Origin of the sequence: Bradyrhizobium barranii subsp. barranii (assembly GCF_017565645.3) — a bacterium.
GTDB classification, from domain to species: Bacteria; Pseudomonadota; Alphaproteobacteria; order Rhizobiales; family Xanthobacteraceae; genus Bradyrhizobium; species Bradyrhizobium barranii.
The window spans coordinates 8,420,571-8,446,940 of sequence record NZ_CP086136.1; the positions used below are offsets into that span (position 1 = coordinate 8,420,571).

Genomic DNA, 26,370 nt, shown 5'->3' on the forward strand with positions numbered 1-26,370 from the left:
GCCCTAATAGCCGCGACTACGATCGACACGCCCCGGCAGATCTTCGCCGCGGCGGTGGCGCGCGATGACGTCGAGCACGAAATCGACGGCCGTATCAGGTGTCGTCATGCTGGCATTGTGCGGCGTCAGCAGGATGCGCGGATGGCTCCAGAACGGATGGCCGGCGGGCAGCGGCTCGGGATCGGCAACGTCGAGCACCGCACCGGACAGCGCGCCGCTGTCGAGCGCCGCGAGAAAATCGGCTTGGACGAGATGCGGGCCACGCCCGACATTGACGAGCCCTGCTCCGCGCGGCAGGCGCGCGAACAGATCGGCATTGAGGATGCCGCGGGTCTCGTCGGTCAGCGGCAGCAGGCAGACGAGGATGTCAGCCTGCGCAAGGAAGTCCGGCAAGGCGTCCACGTCGGCGTAACAGGTGACGCCTTCAATCTCGCGCGGCGAACGATTCCAGCCGAGAAGCGGAAAATCGAACGCCTTGAGCCGGTCGAGCACGGCCTGGCCGAGCTGGCCGAGCCCCATCACGCCGACACGCCGACGTTTGGCCGGCGTGATCCGGATCTCGCGCCAGACCTGTTCCCTCTGCTGGCTGACGAAGTGCAGGAGATCGCGATGCAGCGCGAGCACGGCCATGGTGACGTATTCCACCATGGTCTCGGCGATGCCGGGCTCCAGCATGCGGACGAGCGGTATGTGCGCCGGAACTTTCGTGGCATCGAACTGATCCACGCCCGCACCGACCGAAAACACCAGCTCGAGATTGGGAAAGGTCGTCGCGATGTTATCAGGCGGCACCCACGCCACCAGGTAGCGCACCTCTGCGGGATCGCCGATGTCGGGCCAGAGCCGGAACGGCACATCGGGCGCGCGCTCGGCGAAGAAGCGCGCCCATTCGGCGCCGCGAACCATGTTGGCCTTGTAGAGAACCGTCATGCCACCAGCACTCTCAGAACGGGCTGACCGGCGCGAGACGCCGGCCGTCGATCATTCGCTTGTGGCTGTAGGCCGCGGGATCGACCAGCGGCGTCGCGCCGGTCACAATGTCGGCGGCGAGCTTGCCGGCCGCAGGACCGATGCCAAAGCCATGGCCAGAGAAGCCGGTCGCGAGGAAGAAGCCCGGCAAGGCATCGACCGGCGAGATCACGGGAATGGTGTCCGGCGTGCAGTCGATCGTGCCGCCCCAGGCTTCCGCGATCTCGATGTCCTTCAATTCGGGATTCGACTTGATCAGCGAAGCCAGCGCCGCGTTGACCAGCGACATGTCGGGTGCCGGATCGCGCACCCGCTCGGTCTCGAACGGCGACGGCTTGTCGAAACTCCAGCTCGTGCCGCGCACGATCTGGTCGAAGAACGACTTGCCGAACGACAGTTTCAGCCCGTTCTTGCGATGCAGGTAGGTCGGCCAGAAGGTGCGCGCGTAGCGGAACAGGTCTGGCGACAGTTCGACAGTCCCGCGGCCGCGTAGCGCCAGTGTAAAACCGCCGTCGAGACGGCGGCGGATACAGTAGAAGTCGGTGCCGAGTGCGCCGGACGTGATCTCCGGTCCCGGCGTGGTTCGGCATGCGGTGGCGTTGACGAGACCGATCGGCAGCTCGATGCCGTGACGGCGGCAGAACAGCGACGACCATGCACCGCCCGACAGCAGCACGGACTGGGTGCGAATGGTGCCCTTCTCGGTGACGACAGCGCTGACCCGTCCGCCCTGCGTTTCCAGTCCGCGTGCAGCGCAGCCCTGATGGATGGTCACGCCATGCTTGCGTGCGGCGGTGGCGAGCGCCGGCACGGCCATCGACGGCTCGGCGCGCCCGTCGCTCGGCGTGTGCAGGCCGCCGACCCATTTCTCGGAATTGCCGGGCAGGCGCTCGGCGACTTCCGCCGGCGTCAGGACGGTCGAGTGGACTTGCATCTCGCGCGCCGTTGCGGCCCATCGCTCCCAACTGGCCAGTTCGTCCTTGCTCTTGGTCAGGAACAGCACGCCGGTGCGGCGGAAGCCGGCATCGACACCGGCGTCGTTCTGCATGTCCTCCCAGAGCCGGAGCGCCTCGCGGGCCAGCGGGACCTCCTCACGGGCGCGGCCCTGCTGGCGGCACCAGCCCCAATTGCGGCTCGACTGCTCGCCGCCAACATGGCCTTTCTCGACGAGGGCAACGGAGAGACCCTTCTTCGCCAGATGATAGGCCGCGGAAACGCCGATGACGCCGCCGCCGATGACGACGACGTCCACCTGCGCCGGCAGGCGTTCGTCGCCGTTTATACGGGTGAGCGGCGGGGACATGGGACACTCCAGCTATTCAGTTCGATCGAAGCAAGTCGGCTCGGGGTCAGGCTCGTCATGGGATGTTCATTCGCGGGTCGAGCGCGTCGCGCAAGCCGTCGCCGAGGAAATTGAAGCTCGTCACCGCGAGCGTGATGGCGACGCCCGGCGCGATCGCAAGCCACGGCGCGCTGGTGAGGTAGATCTGCGCATTGTTGAGCATGTTGCCCCAGCTCGCGGCCGGCGGCTGGATGCCGTAGCCGAGATAGCTGACATAGGATTCGAGCAGGATCGCCTTGGCGACGTTCAGCGTCGCCGCCACCACGATCGGCGCGATCGCGTTGGGCACGAGTTCGCGAAACATGATCCGCAGATTCGATGAGCCGAAGGCGAGCGCGGCAACCGCGAATTCGCGCTCCCGCAGCGAACGCACTTGCGCTTCGACGACGCGCGCCACGGCCATCCACGCTGTGGCAGCGATCAGCACGGTCGTGGTGGCGAGACCGGGCTCGGTGAGCGCCGCCAGCGCAAGCAGGAGGAAGATCGTCGGAAAGCACAGCACGGCGTCGACCAGCCGCATCAGGACCGCGCCGACCACGCCGCCATAGAAGCCGGCAAAGGCACCGACGGCGATTCCGACCGCCATCGCGATCACCATCGCGACGATGCCGATCGTGAGCGAGACGCGTCCGCCCATCATCAGCCGCGCGAGCACATCGCGGCCGAGCTCGTCGGTGCCGAGGATATGCGCGCCCGACAGCGGCGGCGCGAACCGCTTCATGATGTCGATATAGGTGTCGTCGAACGGCAGCAGATAAGGACCCAAGGCCGAGCCGAGGACGAGAACCAGAATGATGACAGCCCCCGCAAGCGCGAGCCGGTGCCGGCGAAAGCGCCGCCATGCGGCCTGGCCGGGCGCGAGCTGAACGGTCGAGAGGGTCGCAGCCGTCATCCCTAGCCCACCCGGATGCGCGGATCGACGACGGCGTAGAGGATGTCGGCGAGCAGCGAGCCGATCAGCACCATGGTCGCCGAGAACATCAGGATGCCCATCACCACGGGATAGTCGCGGTAGCCGATGGAATCCAGGAACAGCCGGCCCATGCCGGGCCAGGTGAACACGGTCTCGGCGACCAGCGCACCGCCGAGCAGCGTCGGAAACTGCAGGCCGGCCACCGTGATCATCGGCAGCAGGGCGTTGCGCAGGGCGTGCACGGTGAGGATGCGCCATTCCGGCATGCCCTTGGCGCGCGCGGTGCGGATGTAATCCTGGTTGATGACCTCGAGCATGGAGGAGCGCATGAAGCGGCCCCACATCGCGGTCTCGACCAGCGCCAGCACCAGCGCCGGCGCAATCAGATGATGCAGCAGGTCGAGGAAGGAGCCATCGCCGACGGTTTGGCGATTGCCGGCCGGCAGCCAGCCGAGCTTCACCGAGAACACGTAGATGGTGACGAGGCCGAACCAGAAGGTCGGGATCGACAGCGCGATCATGGCGCCGACGGTGGCGAGCGTGTCGAACAGCGAATAGCGGCGCAGCGCACCGAGCACGCCGATCCAGCAGCCGAGCAAAACCGCGATGATGGTCGCCGTCGCCATCAGCTCCAGCGTGGCGCCGAGATGGGAGGAGATCACCGACAGCACCGCCTCGCCGTCGCGATAGGACTTGCCCCAATCGCCTTTCAGCATGCGGCCGAACCAGTCGAGATACTGGATCGGCAACGGGCGATCGAGGCCGAGCTGCCTGGTGACGCGGTCGAGGTCCTCCTGCGTCATCTGCGCGGACGCAGCGTATTGCGACAGCGGACCGCCGGGTGCCAGATGCAGGATGGCAAACCCGATCGCGGAGACGATCACCAGCAGCATGATCGCCTGCGCCAGGCGGTTGACGACGTAACGGGCCATCTCAGGCGATCCAGCCAGCCTGAGGCATCAGGCCCAGTACCATTCGCGGATGTTCCAGCAATTGATCGAGGTGTTGATGTTGGGGCGGAAGCCTTGCAGCCCCTCCTTCACGCCCTCGGCGATAAAACCCTGGAACAGCGGCAGGATGGCGAGGTCGTTGCGGATCAGCTTCTGCAGATCGCCATAGGTCGCCTTGCGCTGGGCGAGATCGAACTGCTTGGCGCCCTCGGCGAGCAGACGATCGGCCTCGGCGCTGTTGTACTGATAGGTGTTGAAGCCACGGCCGCCCTTGGCAGGGATAGCGCCGGAGCCGAAGCGCGGCGTCACGTCGGGGTCGCTGCCGAGCATGAAGTTCACGGACACCAGCACCGAATTGAACTTCGACTGCTGCCAGAAATCGCCCCAGATCACGGCGGCCGGCATGTTGTTGACCCGCATCGCCGCGCCGATCGCGCGCCAGTCCTGGATCAGGAGCTGCTGGGTCTGCTCGCGCACCGCATTGCCCGACGTCGTCGAGTTGGTGAATTCGAGCTTGACCCCACCCTTCTCGCGGATGCCGCCGGAGCCGCGGGTCCATCCGGCCGCGTCGAGCAGCGCGTTGGCCTTGGCCGGATCGTATTTGTGTTGCGGCAGGCCCTGCTGGAACGACCAGGCCTGTTGCGGCACGAAGCTCTCGGTCTGGGTCGGCAGGCCGTAGTTCAGCGCATCGATGATCGCCTGCTTGTTGATGGCAAGGTAGAGCGCCTCGCGCACCGCGCGATCGGCGAAGGGGCCGAATTCGAGATTGGGCGCGACGTGCTCCACCGACGAGGTCGCGGAGACGAAGATCTTGCGGCCCTTCAGCGTCTTCGCCTCCTGCACGAAGTTCGGCAAGATGCCTTGCAGGCCGGTGTAGTCGACCTGCCCCGTGCGGAACTGGGTGTAGAGGACGGTGAGATCGGGAATGTATTTGAAGACCACGCGTTCGACGTAAGGTCCTTTGCCGTGATAGCCGGCGTGGGCATTCAATTGAATGTGGTCGCCGGGCACGCGCTCGCCCCAGCGGAACGGCCCGGTGCCGACAGGCGCATTGTGGAACGGCGAGGCGTTCGGATCCGACAGCTTCTCCAGGATGTGCTTCGGCACGATGAAGGTGAGCGACAGGATCGACATATAGGGCGAATAGGGAGCCTCCATCCGCCAGTGGATCTCGTCGGGCGCGACGACCTTGATGTCCTTGACGAGGTTGTGGCCGACGCGGTTGCGGACGCGGAAGTCGGGATTGTTGATCAGGTCCAGCGAGAACTTCACGTCCTCGGCCGTGAACGGCGTGCCGTCATGCCATTTCACGTCGCTGCGCAGCTTGATTTTCCAGGTCAGGCCGTCGGCCGACAGGCCGCCGTTCTCGACGGTCGGGACTTCGCGCGCGAGATCAGGGACGAACTTGCCGTCGGGTTCGATGAACCAGAGCGGCGAGAATACCTGCCACCAGATGCCCTGATCGACCTCGATCCCCGGCATCAGCGGATGGAAGACGGTCGGCTCCTGCGACAGCGCCGCAATCACCTGCCCGCGCGGCTTGTCCGGCGGATTGGTCGGGCGTTCGCTCTGCGCAAAGGCGTCGCCTGCAAGGGTCCATCCCGCTGCGGCGCCTGCGCCGAGCTGGAAAAATTGTCGGCGATTTGGAATGCCGAGATGACGCAGTCCGCCAACGCCGAACTTGCCGGTGCTGTCTGCCATGACCAGTCTCCGTTCCCGCACACGGCACCGTCTCCCGCGCCCCCGAGACCCGGCAAAGGGACAGGAGTGGACTTTAGTGCTTCTAAATTTTTCAGTCAAAAGTTCATCATGACTAAATACAGCTGTCAATCACATTGCTAGGATGCGCGACCTTTTCACGCCGCCGGCCATTCCGGCGGCCAGGCAATGCATGGGAGAGCGACATGGATGGTCGCGGCGAGACCAACAGCCCGAAAGACGCCCCGGCGATCGAGGCTGACGATGCGGTCGACCAGCGGCTCGGCGAAACCGTGCGGCTGCTGCGGCAGCGCGCCGGCCTCTCGATCCAGGACGTCGCCACCAAGACCGGGCTCTCCAACGGCATGATCAGCCAGCTCGAACGCGCGCGTGCCATGCCGTCGATACGGACGCTGCGCCTGCTCAGCATCGCGCTCGACGTGCCCATCTCCTATTTCTTCGAGACCACCGATCCTGCCGACGTGCAGCGCTACATCGTGCGCAAGAACAGCCGGCGCCTGCTGCGGCTCACCGCCAGCGGCGTCGTCAAGGAAGCGCTGACGCCGGAGGACAAGGGCCAGCTCGAACTCTACGAGCTCACGCTCAACCCCGGCGCCTCGTCCGGCACCGACTTCTTGCAGCACACCGGCGAGAAGGCCGGGTACATCCTGTCCGGCAGCCTGCGGCTGTGGCTCGACAACCAGGCTCATCTGCTCGAGGCCGGCGACAGTTTCCGCTTTCCGAGCATCGTGCCGCACATGTTCGACAACCCGACCCAGCAGGCCGCACGTGTGATCTGGGTCACGACGCTGCGCCAGACCGACTCGCCGGCAGGTTGAGCGCGAGGAACGCCGGCGCCCCACCGGAAATTGCCCCTCGACGCAGGCCCGCGGAGCCTGTAGCTGACGTGAAGCCGGAGCAATCTACAGCGCGAACGCGAGGGTCCCGCGATTGACGTCGCTGGTGTGAGACCATGAAACTCAGACCGCTTCTGACACTCGCGATGGCCGCGCAGGTCGCCGTGACCGCCGCGGCCCTCCTCGCCTCCTATGCCGCGACCGGGACCGGGACCGGGTTCGGCTTGGCCCAAGTCGTCGTCTTGCTGGCAAGCGGCGCCGTCGCGGTCCTGCTCGCACGGCTGTGCACGCGCGCGATCGAAACGGCGCAGGACAAACGCGCTGCCGCGCAACTGGCCGAGCAGGCCCAGGCCGGCGCACAGATGACCCAGGCCGTCATCAAGACCGCGCTCGACGCCTTCGTTCAGACCGATGCGAACGGCATCGTCCTGGAGTGGAGTGTCCAGGCCGAGGCCCTGACCGGATGGACCCGCAAGGAGGCGCTCGGCGCCGACGTCGTCAACCTCCTCATCGCCGAGCCGCTCCGCGACGGCTTCAGGCAACGCATGATGCGGCTTTTGCCGGAACTGTCGGATACGCCGATCGGCATCCGGTTCGAAGCGACGCTGCTGCACCGGAACGGCGACCAGATCCTGATCGAGGCGTCGAGCACGGCGCTCCAGCTCGGCGGGCGCACCATCATCAACAATTTCGTCAAGGACGTCACCCAGAAGCGCGCCGCCGAGGAGCAACTGATCCAGGCCCAGAAGATGGAGGCGGTCGGCCAGCTCACCGGCGGCATCGCGCACGAATTCAACAACATGCTCACCGTGATCACGGGCACGATCGAGATCCTCGCCGACGCCGTGAAGGACGACCCGCCGCTTGCGACCATCACCAAGCTGATCAGCGAAGCGGCCGATCGCGGCGCCGCGCTGACGTCGAGCCTGTTGTCCTTTGCCCGCAAGCAGGCGCTCCAGCCGGCCGAGATCGACGTCAACGAGCTGCTCGAAGAGGTGGCAAAGCTGCTGCTGGCGACCTTCGACAAGACGATCGAGATCGTGTCCAGGCTTGACCGCAACGTCTGGCTGGCTTTCGCCGACCGCGGCCAACTGAGCGCGGCGCTGCTCAACCTCGCGATCAACGCACGCGACGCGATGCAGGTGGCGGCAAGCTCACGCTGACGACACGCAACGTGGTGTTCGGCGTGCGCGAGGCCGTCGCGGTGGGCGCCGGCTATGCCGGCGACTATGTCGAGATCGAGATCGCCGATACCGGCACGGGTATTCCGCAAGCCATTCTCGAACGCATCTTCGATCCGTTCTTCTCGACCAAGGATGTCGGCAAGGGCACCGGGCTCGGCCTCAGCATGGTGTTCGGCTTCGTCAAGCAGTCCGGCGGCGGCATCAAGGTCACGTCCGAAGAAGGCCGCGGCACGATTTTCACGATCTACCTGCCGAAGGCCGATACCAGCACGCTCCGTCCGGCCGGCTATGACGAGCGCAAGGTGGTGGGCGGGACGGAAACCATCCTTTGCGTCGAGGACGATCGCGACGTCCGCCAATATGTCACCGTCCAGCTCGAAAGCCTCGGCTACAGGGTCATCTCCGCTGCCAACGCGACCGAAGCGCTCGCCATCGTGGCCGAAGGCACGCCGTTCGATCTGCTCTTCACCGACATCGTGATGGCCGGCGGCGTCAACGGACGCGAGCTCGCCGAACAGATGGTGGCTGCGCGGCCCTCGCTGCGGGTGCTGTTCACGTCGGGTTATGCCTACGATTCGCTGCACGCGCAGGGACGCGCCACCATGGGCGCGCCGCTGCTGGCAAAGCCGTACCGAAAGGCCGAGCTCGCGCGCATGCTGCGCCGCTCCCTCGACACCGCCGTCGACGCAGCGGGCGATCCGATCCCGACGCCGTACTCGGTGCAGGCGGATGTCGAGGGCTTTTTGCGCCGGCAGGCGGCTGAAGACAGCGGCGCGACGCGATCGCGAAAATAGGCGTCTGCCGCCTAGCTCATCCTTCGCCGCAGCGTTGCCGACGGCGTCTCGCCGAATTTTTCGCGGTAGGCACCCGCCATGCGGCCGAGATGGGTGAAGCCGAGATCGAAGGCGATCTCGGTGATGGAGACATCCGGCGAAGCCTGCGCGAGCCGGGCGTGCAGAGCAGCGAGGCGCATGTCGAGCAGCATCTCCGAGATCGACACGCCGAAGTGGCGGCGGAAGCCGAGCTGGAGCGCGCGGACGCCGATCCCGGACGCGCAGGCGAGCTGCGCGAGGTCGAGCGGCTCACCGGCATTTTCCGCAAGATGGTCCCGCGCGGCGCGGAGTGCACGCGGCAGACGCTCGGCTTGCCCCGAGAACCTCCTGATGGCATCCGACAGGCCATGGCGCTGGCCATTGAGGAGATGATCGAGCAGCACCTCGCGCCAATCGGCCATTGCGACCGGTGAAAGTCTGCCGGACGGCCCGAGACGCTCGGCGAGCAGCATCAGCTTGGCAAGGCTGGTCCTCAGGGCCTGCCCCGCCGGTGCGTCCAGGTCGATCGCGGCATCAAACTCGACTGGGCCGGCCGCCCTGCCCGACAGCGACGCAGCGCGTTGCTCGACCATGCGACGGTCGAGCAGCAGGATCGCCTGCGCACAGTCGCTCCACATCATCCGGGTCGGGATGGTCGGCGACAGCAGCGACGCCGTCCGGCCCGGCGCGACATCGATTTCGCTGAGGCCAGCGCGAATGCGGGCGGTGCCAGTGAGCGGGACCTGTACCAGGAAGAAGCGCTCGAGGCAGCCGGGATCGATGCTCACCGACCCGCCATAGGCGACATAGTTGATGGAGAAGCCGTCGAACGCCGCACAATTGTGCCGGGCGGAGAAGCCGGGCCCTCGCGGCCGTACCGGCTTGAGATCGTGCGGGCAGAAGATGCGTCCGATCTGCTCTGCCGCTTCGTCGACATCGTCCGTGGTGACGCGGGCGAAGTCCGCAAGCCGTTCGGCTTCGGACCGCCGCGTGCTCATTTCCAGCTCGGCTGCGGACATCGTCGACCACGCCTCGGGTCACGGAGTTGCTTTAAGCCTATAATAGTTCCCGGGGCGCGAAAAGAGCCGCATCGCAAAATCGTCGTGCTGCATGGCAAAAGCTCCATCCGGATTCGTTTAGCGGATAGACAGGCAACCGGTCGCCGGCCGAAGCTCCATCCTCGCCGGAATCCATGAGGAGTGAGCCATGACTGCACTCGAAAAGGGCATAACCGCTGTTGGCACGGGCTATGGCGGCAAGAGCTGGAACATCCTTGGCCAGGTTTATTTCCCCAAGGCCGTCACAGATTCCACCTTCGCGTTCGAGACCAACAGCGAGCCCGGCCAGTTCGTGCCGGTGCACATCCATCCGACCCAGGACGAGTTCATCCTGGTCCAGGAAGGCACGCTCGACCTCAAGCTCGACGGCCAATGGGTCAAGGCCCATGCCGGGGATCTCGTGCGCATGCCGCGCGGCATCCCGCACGGCTATTTCAACAAGTCCGACAAGCCATGCCGCGCGCTGTTCTGGGTCTCGCCGATGCAGAAGCTGGAGGCGCTGTTCAACCAGCTCCACAATCTGACCGACCCCGCCGAGGTCGTGCGCATCTCGGCGCTGCACGAGGTCGACTTCCTGCCGCCCGAGGCCAACGACTAGGCGGCCAGCCTTCTCGTCCAGCTTCATCTGCTTGCGAGTCCACCGGTCGCGCATCGCGGCCGAGCGTGGTCGCTTGCGACCGAAACACATTGATTGCGAGGAATCTCATGGTGAACCCCAAGCATGTCTGCGTGATCGGCGCCGGCGTCTCCGGCCTCGCCGCCGCAAAGGCGTTCTCGAACCACGGCCACCGCGTCACCATCGTCGAGCGCAGTGCCGATCTCGGCGGCGTCTGGGAGCCCGCGCGCTCCTATCCTGACGTGCAGACCCAGAGCCCGAAGGAGCTCTACCGCTACACCGATCGCGCCATGCCGGACAGTTATCCGGAATGGCCGACCGGGCCGCAGGTCCATGCTTATCTCTGCGACTATGCGAAAAACTTTGGCCTCGACCGCATGCTGCGCCTCAACACTGGGGTCGCCGGCATGGAGCGCCGCGCCGATGGCAAACCGGGCTGGACGCTCACGCTATCAAGCAAGGACGGCGCGACCACGAACGAGAATTTCGATTTCGTCGCGGTCTGCACCGGGCAGTTCAACGAGCCGCGCGAGCTGCATTGCCCGGGCGAGGACGGCTTTCTGGCGCAGGGCGGCCAGATCCTGCATTCGTCGACATACAGCGATCCGACGCTGGCGAAAGGGCGGCGCGTCGTCGTGCTCGGCGGCTCGAAGTCCGCGACCGACATCGCCGTGAACGCGGTGAAATCGGGCGCGCGCGAGGTCACCATCGTGATGCGCGAGCCGGTGTGGCGCATCCCCTATTTCATCGGCGGGCTCGTGAACTTCAAGCGCATCCTCTACATCCGCGCGCAGGAGGAGATGTTTCCGGGCTGGGGCGCGAGCTCCATGGCACGGCTCGCGCACCGCATCGCCGCGCCGCTGATCTGGGCGAACTGGCGCGGACTGGAGAGCCTGTTGAAGGCACAGCTCAAGCTGAACCGCTGCAAGATGGTGCCGAAGGAGCGGATCGAGGACGGCGTCAACTGCTCGGTGCCGATCGCAACGCCGGACTTCTACCCGATGGTCGCCGACGGCCGCATCAAGGCGGTGTTCGGCAGCTTCGATCACTATGAAGGCGACAGCATCGTGATGAGCGGCGGCGAGCGCGTCGCGGCCGACGTCGCTGTGCTCGCGATCGGCTACAAGCTCGGCGTGCCGTTCCTGCCCGAGGCCTATCGGCAGAAACTTGTCGATGCGGACGGGCAGTACCGGCTCTACCGCCTGATCGCCAACCCTGATCTGCCGGAGATGGGCTTCGTCGGCTTCAACTCGTCGTTCTGCACCGTGCTCTGTGCCGACCTCGCGGCGAACTGGCTGGTTCGCTATGCCGACGGACAGCTCGCGAACCAGCCGACAGCGCAAGCGATGCGCGACAATGTCGAGATGATGCTGCACTTCAAGCGGGTCGAACGGCCGGCTGCCGGCGTCTATGGCGGCCTCTGCGTCGCGCCCTATCACTATCGCCATTTCGACGAGCTCATGGCCGATATCGGCGCCAAGAACCAGAAACGCGGCGGGCTCGCCGGACACTTCCAGCCGCCGGATGCGGATGCCTATGCGAAGTTCCTGGCGACGGCGCCGGAGTACCGGGCCACAGCGTAAGGTCGGAGAACCCGGACTGTGCGTGATTTGCAACTCGCCAGTCCGCGCGTTTGATGTTTACGATCCCGTGACCGACGAATCTCCGGCACATGGGAACCGGCCATGGGACGACGATGTCACGCCGCCATAGCCCTGGCGGTGCTTGGGCTGATCCTCACGACGTTCACAGTCAGCCACGCACAAACGCCTAACGCGAAGCAATCGGAGGCGCTCGCCACCTATGATCGCGCGCTCGGCGATTTCAAATCCATCCTTGCCGAGCGGCGCCGACAGATCGAGGCGAAGGAGCCGCTGCCGAACCTGCCGGGACAGGCGCTCTATCTGGCACGCGTCGCGGTCATCAGTTCTTACAAGGATCTCACCGACGCCATGCCGTCGCGAATCGGCAAGCCCAACAAGTTCGAGATACCACCGGCCTATTTCGACGCCGACATCGAGCCGCTGATCGACGAATATTCAAAGCTGTTCGACGTCATGGAGGCGCCGCCCGCGGGCGCGCAGAACTCGGCGACGCCGTTCAAGGACGTCGTCGATCTCGCCACAGCGATCGCGCGGGCCAAGGGGCTTGCACCAGCTCACGCCGAAGCTGCGGGCCGGATCAGCCTCGGGCTGTTCTTCGCCGAGACCAACGGCAAGCAGAATGTCCGCAACGGGCGTTCGAACACCTATATGGGCAGCTTCCAGACCGGCCCGTCCGAGGACCGCAACGGCCGCAGGAAATGGGAGGCTATCAAGGGAGACATCGCGGCAGCCGATCCAGAGCTGAGCGCGCGCGACGACAAGGAAGAGGCACGCGCCCGCGGCACGGACTATCGCTTCAACCACTGGACCAACGTGCGCGACGGCCTGATGAACGCGCACGCGGAGGTGTTTCGGGAGATCCCGGGAATCGTGAAGACGCTTCCCGATCCGATCGACCAGATGAAGTTGTTCGAACTGATCCAGATCGTCCCCACCCCGACGCGGTCCGCGCTCAAGTCCGGCGATCTCCTGAATTACAGGGTGTCCAGTCCAACGATTATGAAGCACCTGCGCAACAACAGCATCTTCGCGTTTGGACAGGCCGACCGGGCGCGCAACTCGGCCAGCTTCCGGGAGATCCTCGCTGCGATGTGGCTGTTCAACCGCAAGTTCGAGCGCGCGATGGTGAAATATTCGGAGATCAAGGGGCGCTGAGGACATACAGAAGGGCGACGCCCCGCGAGACTCAGCACAATTATAGATAGAGTGTGAGCTAGTTCATATCAGCGACCCCATGCCGGGCGTAGTTTTGCAAGGAGATGTCTCGCGTCCCGGCGCCAAAGCGTTGCGGGTTTCCGGACGTCAAGCCGAGCGAACATCTGTCAATCCATAGGAGGACAGGCCATGAAGTTCGCAGCACTGCTTTTTGTCTTCACTCTCGCCGCACTCACGACGACTGTTCCTGCAGATTCGGCCAACGCGTGCGCGCGCCCCTGCGGACACTATTGTTGCGGATAATCGGCGGAGAATTCCAATGCGCCCATTGGTCAAGTGGGGGGCATTAGTCGCGATCGTGAGCATCGCACCACTGGCATCCGTGGCCGCGATACATCTACGCACGCCCCCAAATAGGCTCAACGAAGCAATCACCGCTATCGGCTTTCACCCGATAACGCCACCGGTCCTCCTGCGCGCTCCAGGCTCCATCTATCATGTCTCTCCGAACGGCCAGGATTACGACATGCTGTGCGAAGTCTCGCCGGATCGGCTGGTCGGCGTCACTCGTACTTCATCTTCAGCGACCCAGGTCACTTCGGAGCTACGAAAGACACAGTATTCGCTCGACTCAAAAGTCGTGCGTTCGATTCAGTCACATACCGATGCAAAATTGGCAGAAGCTGTAAAGCTCGAGCTTGATGACGTTCAAGTGTTGGAAATCTCACTTGAAGATCTATCAATCATCGCGGAGGAGCTGTTCCGTCGCGAGTCCTGCGATCGGGAAGTGAAACGTTATCTGGAAAACGGGGAATACGTTTGCCAGGGACAGCGGGTTCTCAAGGCGTCGACGAAATACGTCGCGGCCTATGACAATTCAGCGGCGGGCTCCGTGGAGCAAACGACGGACTTGATAAGGAATAATTTCGATCCGACTGTCAGCATACAGGGCGGTCAGAGCCTCTCCGGAGCGAACCTCTATTATGGAATGAGACTGGCACCGCGGTGCCTGTCCCTCCAGGATGCCAAAAGGCAGCCACGGCCGCCGTCCTCGCTCTGGGACAGACTGGTCAATCACTTTCCTTCGCTTGAGTTCTTTTGAATACGGCCACGCGATCCGACACGGCGGCAGGAGTGTTCATGCAGGCGATGACTGACTTTTTCGCCGCATCCGCATCCCGAAATCATGCGTCGACACTCTAATTCGTCGGCACTCTAATTCTCCGCCTTGTAGCCGTCGGTCAGTGTCTTCAGAAACGCGATGATGTCGGCTTCGTCCTGCTCCGTCATTGCCGGCTTGTCGCCGGGGTGGCGATCGAAGGGCGGATCGGTGACGTCGACATTGACATGATATTTTTGCGGCAGGTCGTCGTATTTCCGCACCGCGCCGTCGGCGCCGCGCGGAAAAACCTTTTCCGGATTGGTGTCGCGGAAATTGTAGAAGTCCAGCACCTGCTCCAGGCACTGAAGACGCCGTTGTGGAAGAAGGCGTGGCGCGTCGCCGTGTTGCGCAGCGTCGGCGTCAGGAACATGCCGCAATATTGCGTCTGCTCGGGAATGTCGGTGCGCTGCGGGCCGCAGACGCCGAGATCGAAATGGCTGGGATCGCGATTGCCGGCGAGCGCGGCATTGCGCGGCGCGCCGAGCGCCTCGTATTGGTGATCGGTGAACAGCGGCGGCAGGCCGTCGCGGGTCGGCGCCGAGGTGTGACAGCCGGCGCAATTGGCCTTGTCAGGGTCGTTGAACATCTGCAGGCCGCGCAGCTCGCTTTCGGACAGTCGCGCCTTGCCCTCGAGCCAGTAGTCGTACTTGCTGGTGTAGGGATGGAAGCTGACTTCCTCCACCTGATAGCGCGCCACCGCGAACATCGCCTCCGCGATCAGGAGCCGCTGATTTTTGAGCACGCCGGCGCCGAACAACTCGACGAAGCGATTGGCGTAAGGCGCACGGCGCAGCTTGTCCGCGACGATCTCGGCACTGCCGCCGTCCATCTCGTTAGGGTCGAGCAGCGGGAACAACGCCTGGTCCTGGAGCGTGTCGGCGCGGCCGTCCCAGAACAGGCCGCCCTGCGGCACGATGTTCGCCGATGCGCCGCTGCCGCCGGCGGTCTTCGTCGTGCGCGCAGCCTGCTGGCCGATTGCGGCCATCTGCGCGAGGTCGATGACATTGTCGTCGTCGCCCTTGTCGGGGCCGATGCTGAAATTCGGATGGCGATCGAGATAGGTCAGCGACGGCACCGCGCGTGCGCCTTGCCGCGACAGGGCGGCGCCGCCGAGCATCACCGGTCCGTCGTTGGGGGGACCGTAGGCGTGATCCGGGCTGTGGCAAGACGCGCAGGACAGCGCGCCGGACGACGACAGCGAGGCGTCGTAGAAGATCTCCTTGCCGAGCTGCGCCATCGCGGACAATGGCGCGACGGGCGGGCGCATGAGGCGAACCGGATTCGGGTTCGCGCCGAGCTGGCTCGTCTCCGCAAGTCCTTGCGTCCCGGCCGCAAAGACGGCGCCGGCCAGACAAAGCAGGCCGGCGCCGAGGAGCCACATGGTGCGGCTGTTCATCAAGCGTCCCGTTGGACTAGTGGTGGTGGTGCTCGTCCGGCGGGCTGGTGATCGCCGTGCCGGAGGTCGGATCGAGGAACAGCGCGTCGGTCCGGTAGTCATGGCTGTGATCCTGATCGAAGTCGAACAGGTCCATGATCGAGCCGGAGCTGGCGTCGAACGAGCCGCCGCCGATACGCTGGCCGCGCAGCCAATTGTCTTCGATGAAGCGGACCACGGACGCCTGCGAGATGTAGGTGCTGCTCACATGGTTGGTCCTGGCGTAGGGCGAGACCACGATGAACGGAATGCGCGTGCCCGGACCGCAGCGGCCGTTCACCGGCTTGCCGGAGAGACCCTTCGGTGCCGGCTGCTTCTGCGGGCCGAGGCCGCACAGGCCCGGACCGTTGACCTGATCGGCGGTCGGATCGTAAGAAGCGGTCTTCGGCGCAACGTACTGGTGGTCGTACCAGCCGTCGGAGTCGTCATAGGTGATGATGACCGCGGTTTCGCGCCACTCCGGCTGCTTCTGGAGGAAGTTGATCAGCTCGACATTGCCGACCTGCTCGTCGAGCGGATCGGAGTTGCCGGCGTGACCGTCCTGGTAGGCCGACATCTTGATGTAGGAGACGGCCGGGAAATTGCCGGCCTTCACGGCGGCGTAGAAGTCCTCGAGGTCGTAGGCGTGGTTGGCCGGATCGACGGTCTTGCCGCCCTTCTCGTAGGTGTGGCCGATCGCATCGACCGAACTCGGCCGCGCATGGGTCGGGTTGGCGGTCGACTTGTAGTACTGGAACCAGGCGTGGTGCGGGCTGTAGTCCACGATCGTGCCGTTCACGTTGCTGGAGAACGTGGTGCGCGCGCAGCCGGTGGTGCCGTTGGCATTCTTGAGCGTCAGGTCAAAGCCGCCCATGAAGCTGCCCCAGCTGATGCGCTCGTCGTTGAGCAGGTCGCCGATGTTCTTGCCTGTCATCAGCACGGTGCTGCTCGTGCTCGAGCAGGAATCGTAGGCCGGGTCGGTGTCGCCGATCAGCGTCAGGCCGCCCTGGCCGTCGGCGATCGACGCCGAGGTGCCGACGATGTTCTGCGCGCCATTGGTCTGGCCGGAAATCACCGCGAGCGCGCCCTGCGTCGACGGACCGAAAGTGTCGGTCCAGGCATTGTCGCTCATGGCGAAGTGCTGGGCGTAGTTCCAGAAGGCGGTGGTGGTGTTGCCGTCGAAATAGCCCATGACCTGACCGTTGGTGCCGAACGCACCGGCGCCGCCGGCGGTGCCGCGGCCGGTGAATTTCGGAAACAGGTCTTCCTTGCCGTTGTCCACGGCCTGCTGCTCGGGCGTGTAGGAGTGGTTCTGCGAGCGCGTGTTGGCCTGGGTGCGGTCGAGGCGGAACGGATCCGTCGCGCCGGTGCCGTTGGCCGCGCTGTTGTTCGGATTGTTCACCAGCAAATGCGCGTTGGCGAGATTGTTGACCTTCGGCGTATGCGGCTTCGGCACGAAGGGGATCGAGCCGGACGGATTGGCCGCGTTCGGATAGGTCGCGAAGTAATGATCGAACGAGCGGTTCTCGTTGAAGATGATCACGAGATGCTTGATCGGCGTCTCGGTGTGGATGTCATGCGGATGACGGTGATGATCGCGGTCATGATCGTGATCGTTGTCGCGACCTTGATCATGCCCGTGATCGCGGTCACGGCCGAAATCGTCCGCAAGGACGGGAAGAGTGCACGCGAGCGCGCTCGCGGCCGCGACAATCGCAGCCGTCGTCAGTAGTCTCGATTTCATTTTTTTGACGCCCCGGAAATGAGGATGTTTACGATCAGAAATGTTCTAAACATCGCGAGTGACAGAGCCGTGTCAGTTTGACGCACGAGGCACTTTGCGCAGTGGTCGAGGCATAATTTTTTATGCAGCCACCCGCTTCGGCCGTGCCGGAGCGCGTCTTGCCGTTTTATTCCAAGGGCGAAGGCAAAAATGATCGCGTTCAGATTGTTGCGTGATGCACCGGGTTGCATTTAGCTTTGCCGGACAAGAACAAAGTCTCAGGGGGAAACATGAAAGCCGCTGTTCACAGGCGCACGCGCGATGTCGCGTCGGCTCTGGTCGCAACGTCCTTTGCCGGCTTTGCAAATTTCGCCGCTCATGCCGAGATCGTCGTCACCGCCAATGACGGCAAGATGATGCTGGAGAACGGCAATGCCGTGGTGCGCAAGCAGCCGCTGCCGGACACGGTCAGCGTCATCGATCTCACCGATGGTGCGCTGAAGCTTTTGGGCGAGGTGCCGGCACCCGCCAGCGTAGTCGGGCCGCCGCCGAGCGTCGCGATTGCGCCGGACGGCTCGCTTGCGCTGGTCACGGGTGCGATGAAGCTCGATCCCGCGGATACGACCAAGACGGTCCCCGACGACAAGCTCTCGGTGATCGACCTCAAATCCACCCCGCCAAAGGTGCTCGCGACATTGCAGGCCGGCCCAGGCGCCGCCGGCGTCTCGATCAACCGTGCCGGCACGCTGGCGCTGGTTGCCAACCGCGGCGAAGGCACCGTCTCGGTCTTCGCTATCAGCGGCAATACGCTGACCGCAGGGGGGAAGATTCAACTCGGCGATGCCAAGTCCGGCCCCAGACATGTGGTGTTCTCCCGCGACGGAGCCACCGCGCTGGTCACCCGCGACGGCGACAGCAAGATCTCGCTTCTGAGCGTGGACGGGACCAAGGTCGAATACACCAAGCGCGACCTCTCCGCCGGCATCCGCCCCTACGACATCGACCTCACCGGCAGCGCGGTGGCCGTCGTCGGCAATGTCGGTGCCAGCAGCGGCGACAGTGACACGATCAGTCTGATCGACATGACCGCCAAGCCGATCCGCGTCGTCACGACGGTTACCGTTGGACAGACACCTGAGGCCGTGAAGATGTCGCCGGACGGCAGCCATGTCGCCGTCACCGTCATGAACGGCTCGAACAAGCCATCGGCCTCGCCCTTCTTCAACGATTTCGGCCTGCTCAAAGTCTACAAGATCTCGGGCACCGACCTCACGCCGGTGGCGGAGGCCAAGATCGGCCATTGGTGCCAGGGCATGGTGTGGTCAAAGGACTCAAAACATGTCGTGGCGCAGTGCATGGTCGAGAACGAGCTGATCGCGTTCTCGTTCGACGGCAAGACGCTGACCAGGACGTCCACACTCAAGCTGCAGGTGAGCCCCGCAGGCATTCGCACCGCGGAGCCGTGAGGCCAGTCGTAACAGCAGGCGAAGAGCCTGGAATGGCCGTCAGAGCCGCTTGGTGAAATGGTAGCGACGAATGCCGCCGCCCAATGTCTTGTTGCTGGCGGCATCGGCGATCTCCTCGCGCACCTTCTCGTATCCTGCGTTTCGATACAGCGCCAGCGCGTCCTGCTGAAGCTCGGACGTACTCAGCTGCAATTGCAGCCGATTGCGGCGGCGGCATTCCTCCTCAGCAAACGCCAGCATCGTTCGCGCGATACCCCGGCGCCGCGCGCCGGGAGCAACGTACATGCGCCGTAACTCCATCGCGTGTTCGCCAGAGGCCTCCAGTCCAAACATGCCGACGATTTCATCGTCATCGACGGCGACCCAGAAACCGCCGCTCCGATCCGAATAATAATCGGCGAGACGATCTATCTCCTCCGCGAGGGAGCGGGTGATGTATCCTTCAAACGCCTCCGCCAAATGCGCCGGCGCCAACAGACGATTGACCCGGATAAACAGCTCGCGCACGGTGGCCGCATCGGCCAGCAAGAAAGCGCGGATCTGAATCTCGCTTGCCATGGAGCCGCTGCCGCTACTCCGTCCGGATCGGCGTGTCCTTCAGGCCGTTGTTGTCATAGGCCTTGCGCAAGGTGCCGTTCGTCGTGGCTTCCGTCATGAACCTGGAAACGAACGTCAGCGCCTGGGGATGACCGAGCGGGACGGCGACGGCCGTCACCGTTTTCTTGAAGGTCTCGTCCAGCACCTTCGTGCCCGCGATCTTCTGTGCCATCTTGTTGAGCTGGTCGCGCGACAGCGCGAAGGCGTCGATCTCGCCGCTCTTGAGAAGTCCGAAGATCTCGTCATAGGTCTGATAGCCCGTGACTTTCGCATTCTTCAGATGCGCTATCGCGCCGCGCATGGTCGTGGTGGCATTGACGGCCGCGACCTTGATGCCGGGCTGGTCGAGGCTGGCGAAGTTGGTGATGGCTGAGCCGGGCTCGACGATGTAGGTGGCATCCGCGACCTCGTAGATCGGGCCGAACATCATCTTGGTCTCGCGCTCGGGATCTTTTGGCAGCCAGGTGACGTCCCAGGTCCCCTTCGACGCCGCGTCGGTGATCTGCCCGGAATTCTGGTGCACGACATATTCGACGGGCACGCCGAGCTGCGCGGCCATCTCCTTGCCGAGGTCGACCGGCACGCCGGCATAGCCGGCTTCGGTCTTGGTCGACCAGAACGCGCCGCCCGCCGGGCTGATCGCGATCGCGACCCGCAGCTTGCCGGTCGGCGCGATCTCGTCCTTCAGGCCATCGGCTAGCGCGGGCATGGCGACTGCCGCTGCGAAAACGAGGCCGGCAAGGGCCGCCTGGAGGGACGTGGGCATGTCATGTTCTCCTCACCTTTTCTTCTCTGCTTCTCGACCGCTTCGTTTCCGTCACTCGGCCTTTGACACAATTCTGGTCGATCATGCACGATGAAAAGCGGTTTGCCATGACAAACGTGTCAAAGGCCACTGCGCCATTTGCAGTGCAAGGCTGGTGACCGCCATGGCTATGGTGTTCCACGGCCGGGCATTTGTTGGTAGCCTGCCACACCGACAGACAATAATCGGGGGCCACCGAATGACCTGCGCGAATCCCGCTGATCTCGCACAACGGAACGGAGCGTGGAGAGATGTCGGGCGGGCACTCGTCGCCGCGGCGGCCGTGGTGGCGCTCGCCGGCTGCGAGGACAAGAACACGTTCGTGGCGCCGCCGCCGCCGAAGGTGGACGTCGCGGCGCCGGTGCAGCGCGCGGTGACGCGCTATGTCGAAGCCACCGGCAACACCGCGCCGGTCAAGAGCGTCGATCTGGTGGCGCGCGTACAGGGCTTCCTGCAATCGATCGACTATCAGGACGGCAGCTTCGTCAAGCAGGGCACCCAGCTTTTCTTAATCGAGCCTGAGACCTACAAGCTCAAGCTCGAGCAGGCGCAGGCGGCCGAGGTCGGTGCGCAGGCCACGCTCAAGCAGGCCGAGGCCGATTTCAAGCGCCAGGTCGACCTCGTGCAGCGCCAGGCTGTCTCGCAGGCGACTCTCGACACCTCGACATCCACCCGCGACAACGCCCAGGCCAGTCTCCAGCAAGCCCAGGTCAATACGAGGCTCGCCGAGGTCAATTACGGCTACACCAAGGTGAGCGCGCCGTTCGACGGCATCGTCAGCGCGCACCTGGTCTCGATCGGCGAGCTCGTCGGCGTCTCCTCCCCGACCCAGCTCGCAACCATCGTCGCGCTGGATCCGATCTGGGTGAACTTCACGGTCAGTGAGCAGGACGTCCTTCGCATCCGCGCCGAAGCGGCCCGTCGCGGGCTGACCGTGGCCGACCTCAAACAGTTGCCGATCCAGGTGGGCCTCCAGACCGAGACCGGCTATCCGCATGAAGGCCACCTCGACTACGTCTCGCCGACCCTCAATACATCAACGGGCACGCTCGCGGTACGCGGCGTCTTGCCCAACGGCAAGCGAGCGCTGCTACCCGGCTATTTCGTCCGGGTCCGGGTGCCCTTCGACCAGGACAAGAACGCCCTCCTCGTGCCCGACACCGCGCTCGGCAGCGACCAGGGCGGCCGCTATCTCCTGGTGGTCAATAGCGACAACATTGTCGAGCAGCGCAAGGTGCAGATCGGTCAGGTCGACAACGGCCTGCGCGTGATCGAAAGCGGCTTGAAGCCGGACGACCGCGTGGTGATCGCGGGGCTACTGCGCGTGATCCCGGGTCAGAAGATCGATCCGCAACCGACGAAGATCGACCAGCCGCAGGCGTCGGCCAAGTGAGGGGTCGCCAGCCATGATCTCGAAATTCTTCATCGAACGGCCGGTCCTCTCGAACGTCATCGCGCTTCTGATGATCCTGATCGGCGGCGTCGCGCTGTTCAACCTCGCGGTCGCGCAATATCCCGACGTGGTGCCGCTGACGGTGCAGGTCACCACGCGCTATCCCGGCGCCAGCGCCAAGACTGTGATCGACACCGTCGCGCTGCCGATCGAGCAGCAGGTCAACGGCGTCGAGGACATGCTCTACATGCAGTCCTACAGCGGCTCCGACGGCACCTATACGCTGACCGTGACCTTCAAGATCGGCACCGACCTCAACTTCGCGCAGGTGCTGGTGCAAAACCGCGTCTCCAGCGCGCTGTCGCAACTGCCATCCTCCGTGCAGAACCAGGGCGTCACCGTCCAGAAGAAGTCGACCTCGATCCTGCTGTTCGTGACGCTGAGCTCGCCGGACAAGACGTTCGACAGCCTTTATCTGAGCAACTACGCCACCATCAACATCCGCGACGAGCTTTCGCGCCTGCCCGGCGTCGGCAACGTCACGGTGTTCGGCGCCGGCCAGTATTCGATGCGGGTGTGGCTCGATCCGAACAAGCTCCAGGTCCGCGGACTGATGCCGTCGGACGTCGTCACGGCGATCCAGCAGCAGAGCCAGCAGGTCTCGGCCGGCCAGGTCGGCGCGCCGCCGACGCCGCCGGGACAGGCGTTCCAGTACACGCTCAACGTCAACGGCCGGCTCGACGACACCACCCAGTTCGAGAACATCATCGTCAAGACCGGCACCAGTGGCGACGTCACGCGCGTGCGCGACGTCGGCTGGGTCGAATTGGGCGCGCAGACCTACAGCCAGATCTTCTCGCTGAACAATCAGCCGGCCACCGGCATCGGCGTGTTCCAGTCGCCGGGCGCCAACGCGCTCCAGGTCGAGCAGGCCGTCGAGAAGAAGATGGCGGAGCTTGCAAAGCGATTCCCCGAAGGCATCAAATACGACACGCCGTTCGACACCACCAAATTCGTCGAAGCCTCGGTGCACGAGGTCTACATGACGCTGATCGAGGCCGGCCTGCTGGTCCTGGTCGTGATCCTGGTGTTCTTGCAGGACTGGCGCGCAATGCTGGTGCCGGCGACCACCGTGCCCGTCACCATCATCGGCGCGTTCGCGGCGATGGCGGCGCTCGGCTTCACCATCAACATGTCGACGCTGTTCGCGATCGTGCTCGCGATCGGCATCGTCGTCGACGACGCCATCGTCGTGGTCGAAGGCGCCGCGCACAACATCGAGCAGGGCATGAACGGCCACGACGCCGCGATCAGGGCAATGGACCAGCTGTTCGCGCCGATCGTCGGCATCACCCTGGTGCTGATCTCGGTGTTCCTGCCGGCATCGTTCCTCGCCGGCCTCACCGGGCGCATCTATTCGCAATTCGCGCTGGTGATCGCAGCGACCGCGCTGCTATCCGCCATCAACGCGGCCACGCTGAAGCCGACGCAATGCGCGCTCTGGCTGCGGCCCACGGTGCCGCCGGAGCAGCGCAATTTCTTCTACCGCGGCTTCAACGCCGTCTATAACCGTGTCGAGCGGGGCTACACGCGCCTCATCGGCGTGCTGTGCAGGAACAGCACGATCTCGGTCGCATTCGCACTGGTGCTGATCGGGATCGGCGGCTACGGCCTGTCGCGGGTCCCGACCGGCTTCCTGCCGATCGAGGACCAGGGCTATCTGATCGCGGCCGTGCAACTGCCCGACGGCGCCGCGCTGGAGCGGACCCAGACGGTGCTCGACAGAGCGAGCGAGCTGATCAAGGACACGCCGGGTGTCCAGCAGGTCATCACCATCGCCGGTATCTCCGCGCTCGACAACAGCGCCAGCCTTGCCAACGCCGGCGTCGCCTACATCATCCTGAAGGACTGGTCGGCGCGCAAAGGGCCCGGCGAGGATCTGCGTTCGCTGGTCTACGGGCTGAACGACAAGCTCGCGACCATCATGGAGGCGCGCACCCTGGTGCTGCCTCCGCCGCCGATCCAGGGCATCGGCAACGCGGCCGGCTTCTCGATGCAGATCGAACTGCGCGACGGCAACAGCGATTTTGCAAAGCTCCAAGCCATCACCGGCGCGATGGTTTCCAACGCCCAGAGCCAGAGCGCGCTGCAGCGCGTATCGTCCTCGTTCCGCTCGTCGGTGCCGCAGTTCAACGTCGAGATCGACCGCATCAAGACCCAGACGCTGCACGTCACCACCGATCAGGTGTTCGCGGCGCTGTCGACATATCTCGGCTCGTCCTACGTCAATCAGTTCAACAAGTTCGGACGCGTGTTCCAGGTCTATACCCAGGCCGATCCGGCATTCCGCGTCACCGAGCGCGACATCGCCAACATGCAGGTACGCAACTCGAACGGCGACATGATCCCGATCGGCACCGTCGCCACGATCACGCCGGCCACCGGCCCGTCGCTGATCAGCCTCTACAACCTCTACCCTTCCTCGACCATCGTCGGCCTGCCGGCGCAGGGCTACTCGTCCGGCCAGTCGCTGCAGCTGATGGAGGAGATCGCGGACAAGACGCTGCCGCCGGGCACGGGCTATGAGTGGACCGCGATGTCCTACCAGGAGAAGGCCGTCTCGAACCAGATCTACTGGGTATTCGGCCTTGCCATGCTGCTGGTCTATCTCGTGCTCGCCGGCCAGTACGAGAGCTGGTACGCGCCGATCTCGGTGATCCTCGCGGTGCCGCTGTCGCTGATCGGGCCCATGCTGGTCCTCAATGCCTTGAAGATCGACAACAACCTCTATTGCCAGATCGGCCTGATCCTGCTGATCGCGCTGTCGGCCAAGAACGCCATCCTGATCGTCGAGGTCGGGCTCGAGCTGCACGGCCGCGACGGCAAGCCGGTGCTGGAATCCGCGATCGAGGCGGCGCGCGCTCGTTTCCGGCCGATCCTGATGACGTCGTTCGCCTTCATCCTCGGCGTGGTGCCGCTGGTGATCGCGACCGGCGCCGGCGCCAGCGCCCGCAAGTCGATCGGCATCACCGTGTTCTCGGGCATGCTGGCCTCGACCTGCCTTGCGGTGCTGTTCGTGCCGGCCTTCTTCGTGGTGGTGCAGCGGTTCGAGAACTGGCGTGCGTCGAAGAAGGCGCCGAAGGCAAAGACGGTGGCCGAGGTGAAGCCGTAGTTTTTCCGCGGAGGCGGGCTGCCGACAAACAAAAAAGTCGAAAACAACCCCATGCACAGTAGAACGGCGTTGATGGCATTGGGGTTTTTGGAGCGTTCCGGTGCTTTGACACGTCGGGCAAGACACCGGCAGAATGGCATTGTGGGCGGGGTGCTCGATGCGCCGGTCCATCCCCCGTCATTGCGAGCGCAGCGAAGCAATCCAGAGTCCCTCCGCGGAGACAGTCTGGATTGCTTCGTCGCTACGCTCCTCGCAATGACGAGCGGAGAGAGCGCTGTCCTCACGCCGCCGCCGGCGTCCTGATCTCGCGCGGCAGGATGATCGCGGCGGCGATTGCGAGCAGGCAAAGCGCGGCGAAGGCGTGCAGCATGGTGACGAAGCCGCCCTGCTCGTAGAGCCAGGCGACCAGGCCGACGGAGGCGCCCGCGGCGGTGAAGCCGATGAAATAGCGCACCGCATAGGCGCGCGAGCGCCATTCCTCGCTGGTGTATTTGCCGACCATGGCATCGTTCACCGTGACCTGCCCGAACGCACCCATGACGATGCCGATCGAGACCAGGATCAGCGGCAGATTGGACAGGCTCGCGGCGAGATACAGGAACGGCGCCAGCATGAAGGACAGCGGCAGCGCCACCGTCTTCAGCGAATAGCGGTCGAGCAGGCGGCCGATCGTGTACTGCGTCATCGCGCCGAACACGTAGACGCAGGCCGCGATGACACCGAGCAGCGCCGGGCTCTTCGTCAGGTCGGCAAGCCGTTCCGCGAACAGTTTTGGCAGCGCGACGGTCACGGCATTGAAGGTCGTCGAGATCGCGATCACGACGATCAGCAGCGACAGGATCACGCGCCACATGTCTTTCTTCGCCACGCGCGCCTGCGCAGCCGCCTGCTTCGAGCCCTTGCGGTCCTCGTGCACGACCATCATCGCAAAGGCGATGCCGACCATGATGGTGACGACACCGGGCACAATGAAGGCAAAACGCCAGCCGAAATACTGGCCGATCACGCCGGTGACCAGCGCGGAGGAGGCAACGCCGAGATTGCCCCAGACGCCGTTGATCCCCATCTCGCGGCCGAGCCGGTCGGCATAGGACACGATCATCGCGGTGCCGACGGGGTGATAGATCGAGGCAAAAATGCCGATCGCGAATAGCGCCGCGCCAAGCTGTGCCGGGGTCTGCACGAAGCCGACCGAGATCATGGAAGCACCGATGCCGACGAAGAAGATCAGCATCATGTGGCGGCGGCTCCAGCGGTCCCCGAGCCAGCCGGTGAGCAGCGAGCCCGCGCCGAAGGCGACGAAGCCCGGCGTCGCATAGGGCAGAAGTTCCGAATAGGCCATGCCGAGCGCCGGCCCCATGATGATCACGGCGGCGGCGAAAATCAGCATCGCATAATGGTCGATGAAATGGCCTGCGTTGACGAAACTGATCACCCGGCTGGGGCTGTTCATTTCCCGAATCCTCTCCTGCTCCGAAAT

18 protein-coding genes and 2 pseudogenes are annotated in these 26,370 nt (G+C 64.5%); 9 read left to right on the forward strand and 11 right to left on the reverse strand.

What is annotated here, in order from left to right; translation table 11 throughout:
- Positions 1-3 precede the first annotated feature (3 nt).
- Genes J4G43_RS41210 through J4G43_RS41230 form a run of 5 tightly spaced genes read right to left on the reverse strand, consistent with a single transcriptional unit; the run spans position 4 to position 5,875 of the window.
- On the reverse strand, positions 4-930 hold the full coding sequence (locus J4G43_RS41210) for a 2-hydroxyacid dehydrogenase (protein WP_208088379.1): 927 nt from the start codon (positions 928-930) through the stop codon (positions 4-6).
- Positions 931-943: 13 nt separating this feature from the next.
- Positions 944-2,272, reverse strand: a complete 1,329-nt coding sequence (locus J4G43_RS41215) for an NAD(P)/FAD-dependent oxidoreductase (protein WP_208088380.1) — start codon at positions 2,270-2,272, stop codon at positions 944-946.
- Between the two features lie 55 nt (positions 2,273-2,327).
- Entirely contained in the window at positions 2,328-3,203 is an 876-nt protein-coding gene (locus J4G43_RS41220) for an ABC transporter permease (protein WP_208088381.1), read from the reverse strand.
- Positions 3,204-3,205: 2 nt separating this feature from the next.
- Positions 3,206-4,156, reverse strand: coding sequence for an ABC transporter permease (locus J4G43_RS41225; RefSeq protein ID WP_166102277.1), 951 nt, complete (start codon positions 4,154-4,156; stop codon positions 3,206-3,208).
- Between the two features lie 27 nt (positions 4,157-4,183).
- Positions 4,184-5,875 carry a peptide ABC transporter substrate-binding protein gene (locus tag J4G43_RS41230; protein WP_208088382.1) on the reverse strand — a complete coding sequence of 564 codons (1,692 nt, stop codon included), beginning with the start codon at positions 5,873-5,875 and terminating at the stop codon, positions 4,184-4,186.
- 203 nt (positions 5,876-6,078) lie between these two features.
- Here J4G43_RS41230 and J4G43_RS41235 point away from each other — a divergent pair, with 203 nt between their 5' ends.
- Positions 6,079-6,711 (forward strand): cupin domain-containing protein, encoded by a 633-nt coding sequence (locus tag J4G43_RS41235; protein WP_208088383.1) that lies wholly within the window; start codon positions 6,079-6,081, stop codon positions 6,709-6,711.
- A gap of 134 nt (positions 6,712-6,845) precedes the next feature.
- A pseudogene (locus J4G43_RS41240) lies at positions 6,846-8,707 on the forward strand (ATP-binding protein).
- 11 nt (positions 8,708-8,718) lie between these two features.
- Here the strand turns inward: J4G43_RS41240 and J4G43_RS41245 are convergent.
- Positions 8,719-9,744: an AraC family transcriptional regulator gene (locus tag J4G43_RS41245; protein ID WP_208088384.1), complete on the reverse strand. Its 1,026-nt coding sequence runs from the start codon at positions 9,742-9,744 to the stop codon at positions 8,719-8,721.
- 187 nt (positions 9,745-9,931) lie between these two features.
- Between J4G43_RS41245 and J4G43_RS41250 the strand changes: the two genes are divergently transcribed.
- The 4 genes from J4G43_RS41250 to J4G43_RS41265 all read left to right on the forward strand — a co-directional run bounded on the left by J4G43_RS41250 (position 9,932) and on the right by J4G43_RS41265 (position 14,260).
- Complete coding sequence (locus J4G43_RS41250) at positions 9,932-10,381, forward strand: cupin domain-containing protein (RefSeq protein ID WP_063981444.1); 450 nt, start codon at positions 9,932-9,934, stop codon at positions 10,379-10,381.
- A 107-nt stretch (positions 10,382-10,488) separates the two neighbouring features.
- Positions 10,489-11,982: a flavin-containing monooxygenase gene (locus tag J4G43_RS41255; RefSeq protein WP_208088385.1), complete on the forward strand. Its 1,494-nt coding sequence runs from the start codon at positions 10,489-10,491 to the stop codon at positions 11,980-11,982.
- Between the two features lie 102 nt (positions 11,983-12,084).
- Positions 12,085-13,158, forward strand: coding sequence for a hypothetical protein (locus J4G43_RS41260; RefSeq protein WP_208088386.1), 1,074 nt, complete (start codon positions 12,085-12,087; stop codon positions 13,156-13,158).
- A 319-nt stretch (positions 13,159-13,477) separates the two neighbouring features.
- Positions 13,478-14,260, forward strand: a complete 783-nt coding sequence (locus J4G43_RS41265; RefSeq protein ID WP_166343939.1) for a hypothetical protein — start codon at positions 13,478-13,480, stop codon at positions 14,258-14,260.
- Positions 14,261-14,373: 113 nt separating this feature from the next.
- On the opposite strand, the pseudogene J4G43_RS41270 reads toward J4G43_RS41265, so the two are convergent.
- Together J4G43_RS41270 and J4G43_RS41275 are read right to left on the reverse strand one after the other, a co-directional pair.
- Positions 14,374-15,716, reverse strand: a pseudogene (locus J4G43_RS41270) (cytochrome-c peroxidase).
- Positions 15,717-15,732: 16 nt separating this feature from the next.
- Positions 15,733-17,478 (reverse strand): phospholipase C, encoded by a 1,746-nt coding sequence (locus tag J4G43_RS41275; RefSeq protein ID WP_208088387.1) that lies wholly within the window; start codon positions 17,476-17,478, stop codon positions 15,733-15,735.
- 269 nt (positions 17,479-17,747) lie between these two features.
- Here J4G43_RS41275 and J4G43_RS41280 point away from each other — a divergent pair, with 269 nt between their 5' ends.
- Positions 17,748-18,923, forward strand: a complete 1,176-nt coding sequence (locus tag J4G43_RS41280) for a beta-propeller fold lactonase family protein (RefSeq protein ID WP_208088388.1) — start codon at positions 17,748-17,750, stop codon at positions 18,921-18,923.
- 39 nt (positions 18,924-18,962) lie between these two features.
- On the opposite strand, the gene J4G43_RS41285 is transcribed toward J4G43_RS41280, so the two are convergent.
- Entirely contained in the window at positions 18,963-19,481 is a 519-nt protein-coding gene (locus J4G43_RS41285; protein WP_208088389.1) for a GNAT family N-acetyltransferase, read from the reverse strand.
- Between the two features lie 13 nt (positions 19,482-19,494).
- Positions 19,495-20,286 (reverse strand): ABC transporter substrate-binding protein, encoded by a 792-nt coding sequence (locus J4G43_RS41290; protein ID WP_208088390.1) that lies wholly within the window; start codon positions 20,284-20,286, stop codon positions 19,495-19,497.
- A 238-nt stretch (positions 20,287-20,524) separates the two neighbouring features.
- Here J4G43_RS41290 and J4G43_RS41295 point away from each other — a divergent pair, with 238 nt between their 5' ends.
- Positions 20,525-21,718, forward strand: a complete 1,194-nt coding sequence (locus tag J4G43_RS41295) for an efflux RND transporter periplasmic adaptor subunit (RefSeq protein ID WP_208088391.1) — start codon at positions 20,525-20,527, stop codon at positions 21,716-21,718.
- Positions 21,719-21,731: 13 nt separating this feature from the next.
- Positions 21,732-24,890, forward strand: coding sequence for an efflux RND transporter permease subunit (locus tag J4G43_RS41300; RefSeq protein WP_208088392.1), 3,159 nt, complete (start codon positions 21,732-21,734; stop codon positions 24,888-24,890).
- Positions 24,891-25,170: 280 nt separating this feature from the next.
- Here J4G43_RS41300 and J4G43_RS41305 read toward each other — a convergent pair whose 3' ends face one another.
- Positions 25,171-26,343 (reverse strand): MFS transporter, encoded by a 1,173-nt coding sequence (locus tag J4G43_RS41305; RefSeq protein ID WP_208088393.1) that lies wholly within the window; start codon positions 26,341-26,343, stop codon positions 25,171-25,173.
- Between the last annotated feature and the right edge of the window lie 27 nt (positions 26,344-26,370).

Bases quoted from the DNA above. Each gene is read 5' to 3' on its own strand.
- J4G43_RS41285 (WP_208088389.1), bottom strand. From the start codon at position 19,481: ATGGCAAGCGAGATTCAGATCCGCGCTTTCTTGCTGGCCGATGCGGCC.
- J4G43_RS41280 (WP_208088388.1), top strand. From the start codon at position 17,748: ATGAAAGCCGCTGTTCACAGGCGCACGCGCGATGTCGCGTCGGCTCTG.
- J4G43_RS41260 (WP_208088386.1), top strand. From the start codon at position 12,085: ATGGGACGACGATGTCACGCCGCCATAGCCCTGGCGGTGCTTGGGCTG.
- J4G43_RS41210 (WP_208088379.1), bottom strand. From the start codon at position 930: ATGACGGTTCTCTACAAGGCCAACATGGTTCGCGGCGCCGAATGGGCG.
- J4G43_RS41275 (WP_208088387.1), bottom strand. From the start codon at position 17,478: ATGAAATCGAGACTACTGACGACGGCTGCGATTGTCGCGGCCGCGAGC.
- J4G43_RS41230 (WP_208088382.1), bottom strand. From the start codon at position 5,875: ATGGCAGACAGCACCGGCAAGTTCGGCGTTGGCGGACTGCGTCATCTC.
- J4G43_RS41300 (WP_208088392.1), top strand. From the start codon at position 21,732: ATGATCTCGAAATTCTTCATCGAACGGCCGGTCCTCTCGAACGTCATC.
- J4G43_RS41215 (WP_208088380.1), bottom strand. From the start codon at position 2,272: ATGTCCCCGCCGCTCACCCGTATAAACGGCGACGAACGCCTGCCGGCG.
- J4G43_RS41245 (WP_208088384.1), bottom strand. From the start codon at position 9,744: ATGTCCGCAGCCGAGCTGGAAATGAGCACGCGGCGGTCCGAAGCCGAA.
- J4G43_RS41235 (WP_208088383.1), top strand. From the start codon at position 6,079: ATGGATGGTCGCGGCGAGACCAACAGCCCGAAAGACGCCCCGGCGATC.
- J4G43_RS41290 (WP_208088390.1), bottom strand. From the start codon at position 20,286: ATGCCCACGTCCCTCCAGGCGGCCCTTGCCGGCCTCGTTTTCGCAGCG.
- J4G43_RS41220 (WP_208088381.1), bottom strand. From the start codon at position 3,203: ATGACGGCTGCGACCCTCTCGACCGTTCAGCTCGCGCCCGGCCAGGCC.
- J4G43_RS41250 (WP_063981444.1), top strand. From the start codon at position 9,932: ATGACTGCACTCGAAAAGGGCATAACCGCTGTTGGCACGGGCTATGGC.
- J4G43_RS41265 (WP_166343939.1), top strand. From the start codon at position 13,478: ATGCGCCCATTGGTCAAGTGGGGGGCATTAGTCGCGATCGTGAGCATC.
- J4G43_RS41305 (WP_208088393.1), bottom strand. From the start codon at position 26,343: ATGAACAGCCCCAGCCGGGTGATCAGTTTCGTCAACGCAGGCCATTTC.
- J4G43_RS41295 (WP_208088391.1), top strand. From the start codon at position 20,525: ATGACCTGCGCGAATCCCGCTGATCTCGCACAACGGAACGGAGCGTGG.
- J4G43_RS41225 (WP_166102277.1), bottom strand. From the start codon at position 4,156: ATGGCCCGTTACGTCGTCAACCGCCTGGCGCAGGCGATCATGCTGCTG.
- J4G43_RS41255 (WP_208088385.1), top strand. From the start codon at position 10,489: ATGGTGAACCCCAAGCATGTCTGCGTGATCGGCGCCGGCGTCTCCGGC.